13 protein-coding genes are annotated in these 13,121 nt (G+C 35.4%); 8 read left to right on the plus strand and 5 right to left on the minus strand.

The features are described 5' to 3' along the window. Positions 1 to 112: 112 nt before the first annotated feature. The 4 genes from glnA to QNH24_RS06850 all read left to right on the plus strand — a co-directional run bounded on the left by glnA (position 113) and on the right by QNH24_RS06850 (position 3,186). Positions 113 to 1,447 (plus strand): type I glutamate--ammonia ligase, encoded by a 1,335-nt coding sequence (glnA, locus tag QNH24_RS06835; protein WP_283871329.1) that lies wholly within the window; start codon positions 113 to 115, stop codon positions 1,445 to 1,447. 114 nt (positions 1,448 to 1,561) lie between these two features. Further along, the gene (locus QNH24_RS06840; RefSeq protein ID WP_283871330.1) at positions 1,562 to 1,738 is read left to right on the plus strand and encodes a sporulation protein Cse60; all 177 of its coding nucleotides are present in this window, start codon (positions 1,562 to 1,564) and stop codon (positions 1,736 to 1,738) included. Positions 1,739 to 1,772: 34 nt separating this feature from the next. Next, positions 1,773 to 1,979 carry a hypothetical protein gene (locus QNH24_RS06845; RefSeq protein WP_283871331.1) on the plus strand — a complete coding sequence of 69 codons (207 nt, stop codon included), beginning with the start codon at positions 1,773 to 1,775 and terminating at the stop codon, positions 1,977 to 1,979. 343 nt (positions 1,980 to 2,322) lie between these two features. Continuing rightward, positions 2,323 to 3,186 carry an AraC family transcriptional regulator gene (locus QNH24_RS06850; RefSeq protein ID WP_283871332.1) on the plus strand — a complete coding sequence of 288 codons (864 nt, stop codon included), beginning with the start codon at positions 2,323 to 2,325 and terminating at the stop codon, positions 3,184 to 3,186. 40 nt (positions 3,187 to 3,226) lie between these two features. On the opposite strand, the gene QNH24_RS06855 is transcribed toward QNH24_RS06850, so the two are convergent. After that, a complete protein-coding gene (locus QNH24_RS06855) occupies positions 3,227 to 3,739 on the minus strand; it encodes a GNAT family N-acetyltransferase (protein WP_283871333.1) in 513 nt (170 codons plus the stop codon). Positions 3,740 to 4,333: 594 nt separating this feature from the next. Between QNH24_RS06855 and QNH24_RS26255 the strand changes: the two genes are divergently transcribed. After that, complete coding sequence (locus tag QNH24_RS26255; protein WP_430675488.1) at positions 4,334 to 4,396, plus strand: hypothetical protein; 63 nt, start codon at positions 4,334 to 4,336, stop codon at positions 4,394 to 4,396. 791 nt (positions 4,397 to 5,187) lie between these two features. Here the strand turns inward: QNH24_RS26255 and QNH24_RS06860 are convergent. Further along, positions 5,188 to 5,451 carry a Parvovirus coat protein VP1-like protein gene (locus QNH24_RS06860; RefSeq protein ID WP_283871334.1) on the minus strand — a complete coding sequence of 88 codons (264 nt, stop codon included), beginning with the start codon at positions 5,449 to 5,451 and terminating at the stop codon, positions 5,188 to 5,190. Between the two features lie 263 nt (positions 5,452 to 5,714). Here QNH24_RS06860 and QNH24_RS06865 point away from each other — a divergent pair, with 263 nt between their 5' ends. Then, complete coding sequence (locus QNH24_RS06865; protein WP_283871335.1) at positions 5,715 to 6,764, plus strand: DUF418 domain-containing protein; 1,050 nt, start codon at positions 5,715 to 5,717, stop codon at positions 6,762 to 6,764. 99 nt (positions 6,765 to 6,863) lie between these two features. Here QNH24_RS06865 and pruA read toward each other — a convergent pair whose 3' ends face one another. After that, positions 6,864 to 8,408 carry an L-glutamate gamma-semialdehyde dehydrogenase gene (gene pruA, locus QNH24_RS06870; protein WP_283871336.1) on the minus strand — a complete coding sequence of 515 codons (1,545 nt, stop codon included), beginning with the start codon at positions 8,406 to 8,408 and terminating at the stop codon, positions 6,864 to 6,866. Between the two features lie 179 nt (positions 8,409 to 8,587). Between pruA and QNH24_RS06875 the strand changes: the two genes are divergently transcribed. Continuing rightward, a complete protein-coding gene (locus QNH24_RS06875; protein WP_283871337.1) occupies positions 8,588 to 9,925 on the plus strand; it encodes an AAA-type ATPase lid domain-containing protein in 1,338 nt (445 codons plus the stop codon). Between the two features lie 106 nt (positions 9,926 to 10,031). Here the strand turns inward: QNH24_RS06875 and QNH24_RS06880 are convergent, their stop codons facing one another. Both QNH24_RS06880 and QNH24_RS06885 read right to left on the minus strand, forming a co-directional pair. After that, positions 10,032 to 11,006, minus strand: a complete 975-nt coding sequence (locus tag QNH24_RS06880) for a proline dehydrogenase family protein (protein ID WP_283871338.1) — start codon at positions 11,004 to 11,006, stop codon at positions 10,032 to 10,034. A 343-nt stretch (positions 11,007 to 11,349) separates the two neighbouring features. After that, positions 11,350 to 11,823, minus strand: coding sequence for a YbaK/EbsC family protein (locus QNH24_RS06885; protein WP_283871339.1), 474 nt, complete (start codon positions 11,821 to 11,823; stop codon positions 11,350 to 11,352). Positions 11,824 to 11,953: 130 nt separating this feature from the next. Here QNH24_RS06885 and QNH24_RS06890 point away from each other — a divergent pair, with 130 nt between their 5' ends. Continuing rightward, entirely contained in the window at positions 11,954 to 13,105 is a 1,152-nt protein-coding gene (locus tag QNH24_RS06890) for a PstS family phosphate ABC transporter substrate-binding protein (protein ID WP_283871340.1), read from the plus strand. Positions 13,106 to 13,121: the final 16 nt, after the last annotated feature.

A 13,121-nucleotide genomic window follows, 5' to 3' on the forward strand; every position in this document is an offset into this window, starting at 1 on the left:
AAACAATGTAATAAAAGTTTACATGTGTATTGCTTTTTTTTCTTTTATAATGTAATTTAAAAGCAGTTATTAATAATGAATGTTAATTAAAATTACATTGGAGTGGTGGGAAATGAAACATTATACGAAAGAAGATATTATACGCCAAGTGGAAGTAGAAAATGTGAAATTTATTCGCCTACAATTTACAGATATATTAGGAACAATTAAAAATGTTGAAATTCCTGTAAGTCAATTAGAAAAAGCATTGGACAATAAAGTGATGTTCGATGGTTCATCCATTGAGGGCTTTGTACGTATCGAAGAATCAGATATGTATTTACGTCCAGATTTTAATACCTTTGTCATTTTTCCTTGGACAGCTGAAAAGGGCAGGGTAGCGCGCTTTATTTGTGATATCACAAGACCTGATGGTACACCGTTTGAAGGTGATCCACGTTCTAACCTAAAGAGAGTATTAAAAGAGATGGAGGAGCTTGGTTTTACTTCATTTAATTTAGGACCAGAGCCTGAGTTTTTCTTATTTAAGCTTGATGAAAAAGGGCATCCAACACTCGAATTAAATGATAGTGGCGGCTATTTTGACTTAGCACCAACAGATCTAGGTGAAAATTGTCGTCGTGATATTGTATTAGAGCTAGAAGGAATGGGCTTCGAGATTGAAGCATCACATCATGAGGTGGCGCCTGGACAGCATGAAATTGACTTTAAGTATGCTAATGCAATTGAAGCATGTGATAATATTCAAACATTTAAACTTGTTGTAAAAACTATTGCAGCACAGCATGGTTTACACGCAACCTTTATGCCAAAGCCATTATATGGTGTTAACGGCTCTGGAATGCATTTCAATCTATCTTTATTTGAGGGAAGTAAAAATGCCTTTTATGACGAAAATGCAGAACTGCAATTAAGCCAAACAGCACGTAGCTTTATGGCTGGCATTATTAAGCACGTCCATGGCTTTACTGCAGTCACAAATCCGCTAGTTAATTCCTACAAACGTTTAGTGCCTGGTTATGAGGCTCCTTGTTATATAGCATGGTCTGCTCAAAATCGTTCACCACTCATTCGCATTCCGGCTGCAAGAGGCCTCTCGACACGCATTGAGCTTCGTTCTGTTGATCCTGCAGCAAACCCATATTTAGCGATGGCCGTTATTTTAGCATCGGGGCTCGATGGGATTCGCAATAATTTAACACCTCCAGACGCTGTTGATCAAAATATTTATAAAATGTCTCGAAATGAACGTGAATTAAATGGTATTGATAGTTTACCATCATCATTGGAATTTGCTCTAATTGAATTAGAAATGGATCATATTGTACGTGAGGCACTTGGAGACCATATTTTAGAAAAATTCACAACTGCTAAAGAACTAGAATGGAATAAATATCGTACACGTGTCCATAACTGGGAACATGAAGAATATTTAAGAATGTACTAAAAGGAAGTGTTAGAGCTTTTTCGCTCTAGCACTTCCTTCCGTTTGATTAGTTTTATTATTTTTGTGACAAATCTTTCCTTTTAATTTAATATAAATAGAGGGGGAGGAAAATATATGGTGCAAGCGACTCAAGTAGTAACAATCCAAAATAATGATATTGTACGTTTTGAAAATGATATTAATAACGCACTTTTAGATTTAAGTGAATATCTGATAATCGATATTAAATATAATACTTTATACATTGGAGAGCAGACTGTTATACATTCAGCTCTAATTATTTATAAATAATACGTTTCTTAACTAATTGAAAGGAGAATGTCTTTTGTCAAAAATTTTTATGCTATCAGTTACTAAAAGAATAGATGAACTTGAAGAAGTACAAAGTGTAATGGAAAAAATATTTCCCAGGAAATCGGCCTTAAAGGAATTTTTAGAAAAGGAAGGCTATTGCAAAGCAGCGAAAAATCAATATATAAAAATCAAAAATGAATCGATATATGAAGCAGCCATTGAAAAAATAAAGCTTTGAAGCAATGCATAACTAGAAACGAATATTAATAATACCAAAAAACTATAAAGAAATATTAAGTCATGTTCATAAGAGCGTGACTTTTTGTTACGATTATTTTACATACTGATACTCATAATTTATTGTTTAGAAATGCTATTAGGAATCCCCAAATTAAGTGATAACTATTTGTTGATATAGTCTTAAGAATGATCATACCTTATCCTCCAATAACTGGATATCAATAAGAATTTATTTAGTAAACATTTCTTTAAAGAGTATGAATGAATCTGTCCAAAGAAAGCATAAAAAAACAGGATTAAATACTGTCGTTTCGTTAATCTATATACAAGGAGTGAGAGCAATGAGTTGGATTGAGTCGATTCAAAAAGCAATCAATTATATCGAAGTGCATTTATTAGAGGATATTACTATGGAGCAAATTGCACAAGAGGTTCATTCTTCAGTCTTTCATTTTCAACGGACTTTCTCAATTTTAACGGATATGTCCATTGCAGAGTATATAAGACGTAGAAGATTAACATTGGCTGCGCAAGAGTTACTGAATACTGATGAAAAAATAATCGATCTCGCCTACAAATATGGCTATGACTCTCCTGAAGCTTTCACAAAGGCATTTCGCAAGCAACATCATGTAACGCCTAGTGAAGCTAGAAAGAAGCAAGGTCCATTACAATCATACAATCGCCTGGTCATCCAGGTAAGCCTGAAAGGAGCAGAACCAATGAAGTATAGAATTGAAGAAAAAGAAGCATTTCAAGTAGTAGGGGTAAAAAGAACTTATAATTGTCAAAGTGGTGAAAATACGAGAGAGATTCCTCAATTTTGGAATGAAATGAACAGTAAAGACTTTGATAAGCAGTTAATTCAATTAAATAATGGAGAAATTAAGGGTGTACTTGGCGTTTGTGTTCCTGATTCAAACTATGCACAGAATAGCCTGATCGATTATTGGATTGCCGCTGATCATATAGGAGATGTACCAGATAATTTACTGGCAATGGACATACCAGCATCTAAATGGGTTGTCTTTGAAGTGCATGGTCCAATGCCAGATGCCATGCAGAATACTTGGAAACAAATATATTCTGAATGGTTCCCATCTAATCCTTACGAACCGATAGCATCTGCAGAACTTGAAGTGTATTCTGAACAGGATCCATTTAGTCCTGATTGTTATTCTGAAATTTGGATACCGATTAAGTAAGAAAAAAAGGCCAAGAATGGTGATTCTTGGCCTTACGAATTTATTGTATTAAAGCATAAAGACTAGTATCATCCGATGTTTCAGCTTCGGACGATGTTCCTACATAACTGAAATTTAACTTCTCTAATACTTTTATAGAATTCTTATTTGCAGACTCAACTTTTGCTTCAATTTTTTTTATGTTCAAAGTCGTAAAGGCATAATGAATTAAAGCTGTAATACTTTCCTGCGCAAAACCCTTTCCCCAATAAGCTTTCGCAAGCTCATAGCCAATTTCTGCGGTATTGTTCTCCTTATTAAATGAATTAAATCCACAAGAGCCTATAATCTTAAGGGATGTTTTTTCAATAATTGAAAAACGAATGGCTTTTTGTTCTTTCGCTAATTCATCAAGTAGGGTAATCATCTCTTGTGCCTGTTTAACATCCGTTAAATTAATAATATTCATATATTTTGTTACGTCTGGATCTGACCAAATTTGAAATAAATTATTGGCATCCTCTAATTTCATTTTTCTTAAAAACAGTCTTTTTGTGACAATTTGTTCTATCAATACTTTTACCTCCAAGTTTTTCATTTTGTTTGGATGAAAAATATTGCTATCTGCGCATAATTCAGTCCCTTCAAATGTTTTATACTAGACGCATTTTCAGTAGTAAACAACAGTTCTACTATTTACAATATACATTATAATAATAAGATTGGGGCAAAGGAAATGATAAAGGTAAAAGTAGATGATTTTTGGGTGATAAGAGAGACTATTAAAGTGGCACCGACATTCGTCTACAGTGTACTTGAACAGATAATAGAAGGTAACATTTATTCTGACAATGCAAACTATCATTCAATACTAATTCAGACATAATCGGGAAATGGCGATTCCTCTGATCAATTGTAAGTAAAATTGTACCGCTGCTACAAGAATCGCATGAACACAACAAACGCTTCACATTAATTTTGCTTTGATAAGAATGTTTATAATGTGAGGGAGAAACGTCATTCAATAGATTTTGAATGCTCTAAGATTAATCAGCAATATATTGATCATAGTATAGAATTTACTAATCAATACTATCAAGAAAATTAGGATATAACTTGTAATTTTCTTGAAAATGGTTTTGGCTTTTGTCTTCAGCATGAAGGTAAAATGATTAGTGAAGCGGTTTCCGTTTTTAAATCAATGCGATATGCAGAGGTGGATATATTGTAACTGACCCGAATTATCGAGGAGAAGGGTTAGCAAACTTGATTGAATATGAAGCCTTGCTGGAATGGTGATATTGATAACCATACCCGTATCATTTAGTCACTAAGCTGGCATTACAAATCCAAGAAAATACACAGTTTATACTAAATTATAACTGGTTGAAAAAGCTCACAGTGTAGAAATACAATGTGAGCTCATAGTGTTGAAAAACTAAATGGACAAGGGACTCTTTATGAATATTTAGCCAAAATGAAGGTGATTTCCGTTCCAGGCTACTCGCTTTGTTGCTGACGCTTCGCTTTCGCACAGAGCAAAGCTTCCTGTGGGCGAGCGACGAGCCGCTTCCTGCGCTGACGCTCCGTGCAGGGTCTCGTCTGTCTCGCTATCCCACGGGAGTCGAGTAGCCTTGCACTCCAATCAACAATAGTGGAGAACTTTAAATATTCTCTTCCTTCAAAAATCATTAAATGGATAGAATAGTGATAAATTCTATAGCTGTCAACCTACATTTTGTGCATAAAACTACTTTGTAACGATACATAAAGCCACTTATTGCTAACACTGCTTTTGTATAGGGAAATGTTACCTAAACTCCATTTTTAGCAATATAGTGATGGCTAAGATTTCAATTTATCACTTTACATTTGTGTAAAATACCAGAAGAAAATACGATCAACCCCCTCGTTTTGAAAAAGGGCTATTACTTTTTAATTTGTCACCTTGATTTCATTGACATAATAGTATTTCAACAACATGAGCTCACAGTGTAGAAATACAATGTGAGCTTTTTCATGTTAAAAGAAGCGATTACGTACCTCGAAAATATTGTAAAATAATTTAGCATCTCTAGCCATTTTATCATTTGTCTGCATATAAGGCCGTAAGCAGTTTTGAAACAATTCGTCACAATGTTTTGTACGACCGTATCGAGCATAGCATTCATCATGTTGCTTACAACATGCATCTACAGCATTCGTTGGTGCACCTGGTCCTGAACAACCTGGTCCACAATATTTATAGCCTGGGTAACAAAAATCGAGCTTGCGCTGTCTGTTCATCGTCAAACCCCTTTCTAAAAGAAATAGTTATTATAAAATATGAAATTTTGAATTGAAAAAGGGGATTTAAAACTAGTAAAGGTGAAAAAATGAAGGTAATACCGAAAAATAATTTGTAAGGTTACTGTAAGCTTTAAAAAAAATAGATGTAAGGATGGAAAGCTATGATAGCAATAGCACAATAAGATTAAGGGGTACAAGCAAATCCTGCTGTCGATTCAATTCGGCTCTAAAAAAGTTTGAAAGATAAGGAGTTTTACTGTATGAATTCATCTGTTACACAAAAAGAAAGAATAGTTTCCTTAGATATTATTCGAGGATTAGCACTGTTTGGTATTTTATTTATTAATGTGGCTGCCTATCAGTTAATTATAGAGGGAGGACCGATGCCTGACTATAGTGGAATAAATGGTCTAATCGATAGACTAATCGATATGTTTATTGAGAAGAAATTCTTTTCAATTTTTTCCTTCCTGTTTGGTGTAGGCTTTTATATTTTTGCTTCTCGTGCAGAAGCTCGAGGTGATAAACCAAAATGGCGTTTTGCAAGACGTTTATTAGCCTTGCTTTTAATAGGCATTATTCATATTTTTATTTTCTGGGGTTCGATTCTTGCCATTTATGCCGTAATAGGTTTCTTTTTATTACCTTTTTATAATGCAAAGGTTGCAACGATTGGTAAATGGCTCTTTGCGTTTATAACTATTCATGTGCTTGGTATTCTGGGACAAATTTTTATGCCGAATAACGGTGCTCTATCAACAGCATTTAGTCTAGTTGGAAATGATGCAGTGACTATTTTTATTATGTTTTTAACTGGTTTTTTAGTAGCAAAAGCAGGGTGGATTAATCATGTAAGTGACTATTCCAAACAAATAAAATGGGTACAATTTATAACATTCCCTTTCTTTATAGGAATCTCGATATGTATTTGGTTTGCATCTCAAGGGGATAATGAAAATCTATCATTACTAATAGGCTTAGGTGTCATTCCAACCACTTATTTTTATTTAGCTTGTTTGTTTACTATTTTAGAGAACAAAAAAATTGCTAAATTTCTTCAACCCATTGGCAGAGTTGGACAAATGGCGTTTACCAATTATTTAGCTCAAAGCTTTATTGGACTAGCGATTATATCTTTAATGGGATTAGAGGTTGTTTCACCCTCGGATATCGTGCTAATAGCGAGCCTAGTCTTTGTGATTCAAATAATCTTTAGCGTTATTTGGTTTAAATTCTTTAAAATGGGTCCGTTTGAAAAGTTATGGCGCTTTATGACATACGGAAGAAAGGGCACTACAAATAATAAATAAAGCATGTAAAAAATCCCTAACAGCTAGTTTTTGAGACTGTTAGGGATTTTAATAATTAAGAGTTTCTTCTATTATATATGCGTTATTCTCTGTAGTTAATTAAAGCATTTCTGAAGTTGTTTTCGCTTGCATATGAAGCTGTAGGTAGTCTGGGCCACCAGCTTTTGAGTCTGTACCTGACATGTTGAAGCCGCCGAATGGTTGGTAGCCAACGATGGCACCTGTACAGCCACGGTTGAAGTAAAGATTTCCGACATGGAATTCTTGACGAGCTTTTTCTAGGTTCATACGGTTTTTCGTGATGACTGCACCTGTTAAGCCGTATTCTGTATCGTTTGCGATGTCAATGGCTTGGTCGAAATCATTCGCTTTTGCAATCGCTACCACTGGTCCGAAGATTTCCTCTTTCATAATACGTGCAGATGGATCTACGTCTGCAAATACAGTTGGTTGTACGAAGTATCCAACTGAATCGTCTGCTGTACCACCCGCAACTAGACGGCCTTCGCCTTTACCAATTTCGATGTACTCTGTAATTTTATTGAAGGCTGCATGGTCAATCACAGTCGCCATAAAGTTGCTGAAGTCTGTTGGGTCACCAACTGTTAAAGCGTTTGTTAATTCAACAACGCGCTCTACTACTTGGTCATACACATCTTCTACGATCACCGCGCGTGAACATGCTGAACATTTTTGACCTGAGAAGCCAAATGCTGATTTCACAATCGATTGTGCAGCTAGCTCTAAATCAGCTTCTTTATCAACAACGATTGTATCCTTACCGCCCATTTCAGCGATGACACGTTTGATCCAAATTTGCCCTTCGTTTAACACAGATGCACGTTGGTTAATACGTAAGCCAACATCACGTGAACCAGTGAAGCTGATAAAGCGTGTTTTTGGATGGTCTACTAAGTAGTCACCTACTTCAGCACCAGAACCTGGTACGAAGTTCACTGCACCTGCTGGAAGACCTGCTTCTTCTAATACTTCGATAAATTTATACGCCACAACTGGTGTTGTTGAAGCTGGTTTTAATAACACTGTGTTACCTGTTACTAAAGCAGCCACTGTTGTACCCGCCATGATTGCGAATGGGAAGTTCCAAGGAGAAATAACAATACCGATCCCTAATGGAATATAGTCATAACGGTTGTATTCACCTGGACGGCTTTCTACTGGTTGGCCATCTTTTATGTGTAGCATTTGACGACCATAGTATTCCATGAAGTCAATTGCTTCTGCTGTGTCTGCATCTGCCTCTGCCCATGGTTTCCCAGCTTCTTTTGTTAAAAGTGCAGAGAATTCATGTTTACGACGACGAATAATCGCTGCTGCTTTGAAAAGTACATCTGCACGAATAGCTGGATCTACTTTTTTCCAAGTTTTAAATGTTTCATCTGCTGCTTGCATCGCTTTTTCAGCTAAGTCTTTGCTCGCTTTTGATACGCGACCAATCACTTCTGTTTTCTTAGCAGGGTTATACGAAACGATTTTATCTTCTGTAGTAATACGTTCGCCACCAATAATAAGTGGATAGTCTTGACCTAAATAACTTTCAACTTTATTTAAAGCCTCTACATAAGCGTTGTAGTTTGCCTCTTGTGAAAAATCTGTGAACGGTTCGTGTTTGTATGGAATCATGTTATTTTCCTCCCGTGGATATAAGGTGCCAAATGATTATGCACCTTATAAGATTGTGATAATTATATAATGCAATATTATTTGGCATTAATCAACTCAAATATTAAAACTTTTTTAATTATTGCATCTGTTTTTCGTATTGGTGTTAGAATAGGCTTAAGGGAATACAGGAGGGCAAGATGGATAATAATGTACTACAAAGTATTTATAAATACGTTATTGAAAAAGGTGATATGGGAATTTGCGTTGTCGATACGGAAGGCAAGCTACTCATATACAATAAAAAGATGAGAGAATTAGAGGGCGTGAACGAAGATGAGTTCGAGGAGAGGCGAGCCTTAGAGATTATTGATTTCGAAATCGAAAAAAGTGATATTTATAAGGTCTTAAATTCAGAAACGCCTGTGCTGAATGTGAAAAAAACGTATTGGAATAAAAAAAACCAAGAAGTGACCTACATAAGCAATATTTATCCGTTGCACTATGAGGGTATTTTAGTGGGAGCTGTGGAATTCGCCCGAGATATTACACAGCTTGAATACATGATGTACCAGCCATTAAGAAGGTATGGCGCACCATTAACATTTGATATTATTACGGCTGTATCGGCAGTCATGAAGGATGTCATAGAAAAAGCAAAGATTGTTGCACTAAGCAGAATGCCAGTTGTGTTGATCGGAGAATCAGGTACTGGTATCGATATGGTGGCTGAAGGAATTCATCATGATCTAAAGGTGCAAAATGATATGTTTATTGCTCTAATTTGCCGTCGAGATGAGAAAACAGTGTTAAAGCAATTTGAAAAATATATTGTTGAAAAGGAAAGAATTACCTTTTTTGCTGAGCGAATTGAATACCTATCACTAGAAGCTCAAGAAAAGATTGTTGAGCTTTTCAATAATCATCCAAATCATCAGCATGTTTTAATTGCTAGCGTTGGTAAAGATCCAATTGATTTAATTCAAAAGCAGGAGCTATCCAAAAAGCTTTACCGACTATTTTCGGGTATCACAATTTATGTGCCACCTTTACGAGATCGAAAAGAAGATATTATGCCATTTATTGATGATTATTTCAAAAGGCATCGTGACAGCTTTGGTTCATCTATCCAGGGACTTTCAGATGAGGTGCGAGAGACCTTTTTAAAATATGACTGGCCAGGTAATTTAAAGGAATTAGAAGTGCTATTGGATGAAATCACCTCACTCATTACGAATGAAACCATCGTTGAACCACATATGTTGCCTGTCCATTTTAAGTGGAAAATTCAAAGTGCATGTGAAGAAATCGAAAAAGAAGCTTCTACGAGTGATTTATTTGTTATCAAAAATCAGCAGGACATAAGACCACTAGACGTCTACATGAAAGAGGTAGAGGAATACTATATTTCGAAGGCATTAGACTTTCATCAAGGTAATATTTCCAAAACGGCTGCTGCGTTGGGGATACGTCGACAAAGCTTACAATACCGTGTGAAAAACTATAAGCTCAATAAGAAAAGCGAAAACATTGATTAACGATGTTTTCGCTTTTTTGATAGGTATAGAAGTATCAATCTGACTGGTGGGCTCCTCAAAGTGGGATAAAACTACCAGATTGATGGATAGCTTGCTTGAATTAGTGTTATTTTCGTTTTTTAGAAAGGCGTCCGAGTGCAAATGCTGCTGCTCCAATGCCGATAGCCAAGTTTGTATTTTTATTAAACACTTGTTTTGTAACAAGCGCTACATTCTGAGGGCGTTCTGCTAAACGGCGCATAAAGTATCCATACCAATCGTTACCAAATGGTAGATATGTACAGAAATTATAGCCTTCGCGTGCAAGGTCTAGTTGCATTTCTTTACGGAAGCCGTAGAGCATTTGGAATTCAAACTTGTCGTTTGGAATATTATGTTGTTTAACAAATTGTTTCACATGATTAATTACATTATGATCATGTGTAGCGATAGATGTAAACTTACCATGCAATAAATGATATTCAATTAGCTTTAGGTAGTTACGATCAATATCACCTTTTGATTGATAAGCTACATTTTCAGGTTCTTTGTAGGCACCTTTTACAATACGTAAACGGAAGTTTTTATATTTTTCAATATTTTCCTCTGACTCAAAGAAGTAAGCTTGAATAACTGTACCTACGTTATCAAATTCCTTATGTAACTCCTCAAGCAATTCAAATGAGCTGTGTAAACGCTCGTAGTTTTCCATATCGAAATTCACGAAAATATTATATTGATAGGCAAGTTCCACGATTTCTTTTAAGTTTTCGTAGCAAAATGCATAATCAATATCTAAACCTAATTGTGAAGGCTTGAGTGAAATATGTGCGTCCAGCTGTTCATCATGGATAGCCTGAACTACAGCTAAAATATTATTTTTTGCAGCCGTTGCCTCTGACTTTTCGTATACGAATTCGCCAAGATTATCAACTGTACAAGAAATATTAGCTTTATTTAATTCTTTGATAGATTGCACTACTTCAGAAAGGCTTGTGCCAGCAACAACGCTTTGGGCCCCCATTTTTAGTCCATATTTTTGCGCAGCGCTATTTAATAATTTGTTCTCTGATAAGTAAATAAAAAAGTCACGTAATACCATAAAGTAACCTCCAAAGTTGAAAAATTTTAAATTCTTGGCGATTATAACACTTTTTTTAAAAAGTAAAACTATTAGATTTTTTGTGAAAAATTATTTTATGGGTAGTGAGATGTTGTGCGTACTGACTTTTTTTAGATATGCAAAAGGAAAAAATATTTTTTTCAGAAAAAAAGGGCTTTTCAAAAGGAATTTTTTCTTTTATTTTGGATTATAACTATGCTTTTTTTAAGAGGCATTAGATGAGAAGGAGATTATAAATGTTTTGTATTATATTGAAATAATATTTGGTTGCAAAAAAAAACGATGAAACGACCTTAATGTTTCACCGATTAGTAAAATTATATTATTCATTCCAGCCTTTGCAAACATCTATCCATTCTTGATAAGGAGTGTAGGCTTCTAATTCAGAAATCGTAAGCTCAATGGCAGAATTACTACTACCACATGCAGGGAATACTGTTGTAAAACGTTTAAGAGATTCATCTAAATAAACAGCGACACCATCATTCACACCAAAAGGACAAACACCTCCTACTTCATGTCCAATTTTTTCAAGAACCTCATCTTTTGCTAGCATTTTTGCCTTTGTTCCAAAGATAGTTTTGAATTTAGCGTTGTCAATTTTTGCATCCCCAGCGGCAACGATTAATACCGCTCCATCGTTCACTAGAAACGATAAAGACTTGGCAATACGTTCAGGCTCACAACCAAGTGCCTGTGCCGCCAATTCCACAGTAGCAGAGCTTTCTTCTAGCTCCAGTATTTTGTGTTCCACATTCCATTGTGCTAAATGCTTTTTTACCTTTTCAATAGCCATATGTACTTACCTCCTTGATGTATTTAAGTTTTATTTTAACATAATTTTCAGAATAAATAGTTGTCTATCTATCGCAAATAACCTATTATAAATATATATAGTGTAAAATTACACTTTTGGAGGTGGGAAAATGCTTTTGAAATTACTGCAAACGTTTTTTGTGTTATTAGGATTATTATTTTTTACGGGGATAGTTGGACTATATGTATTGTTAATGGGCGGAATACATTTTAGAGGGTTACTAGTTGTCGTTCCACTAAGTTTATTTGTTCTTTTTATTTGTATAATTTTTAATTGGTTGTCAACAAAGAAGCGTAAGATTTGGCTAGCTGGAGTAATGGGAATTTTACTATGCCTTGCCTTAGTTGAGCCTCTTCAACATTACTATAAAATGGGTATCCCAACAGTTGATGCTGAAATCGATGTATCAGCCTATCAACCATTTACGGAATCTAATCAGGTTATGAAGCTAGACACAAAAGCTTCATTACAGCTCGTTGAACCTTTGCCACGCTTAGATGGGGCAACGGCAATGTATCCACTCTATGCTGCCTTTGTAGAAGCTACATATCCAAAGGGTGATTATCCTTATTACGATAGTAGAGTAATGGTAAGCCGTACACCTGAAGCGTATCAAAATTTAATCTCAGGAGATGTGGATCTAATTTTTGTAGCAGCACCGTCAGAATCCCAAAAAAGACAGGCTGAGATGCAAGGTCTTACTTTTCATATGATTCCCATTGGACGAGAGGCGTTTGTCTTTTTTGTTAATCATAAGAACACTGTTGAAAACTTAACACTGGGGCAAGTTCAGCAAATATATGCTGGAAAAATTACGAATTGGCAGGAAGTTGGTGGTAAAAATGATGCGATTCGTGCCTTTCAACGTCCAGCTGATAGCGGAAGTCAAACAGCATTAGAAAAACTTATGGGGGATACACCAATTATGGAAGCACCTGCTGAAAATGTTGCAACAGGCATGGGGGGCATTATCCATGAGGTATCTCAATATCGTAATTATAAAAATGCTATTGGCTACACGTTTCGATTTTATTCCACGGAAATGGTCAATAACAAGGATATTAAATTATTGTCCATTGATGGAATTGCGCCTACAAGGGAAAATATTCGTAACGGTACATATCCCCTTGTATCTGAATTTTATGCGGTTACAGCAGGAACAGATAATTCGAATGTAAAGAAATTTATCGACTGGATTGTTTCAGAGGAGGGACAAGCACTAGTCGAAAAAGTTGGCTATGTTTCAGTGGAAAGTAACTAAATAGTTTGATATACTA

The sequence above is a fragment of the Lysinibacillus pakistanensis genome (genome assembly GCF_030123245.1).
GTDB classification, from domain to species: Bacteria; Bacillota; Bacilli; order Bacillales_A; family Planococcaceae; genus Lysinibacillus; species Lysinibacillus pakistanensis.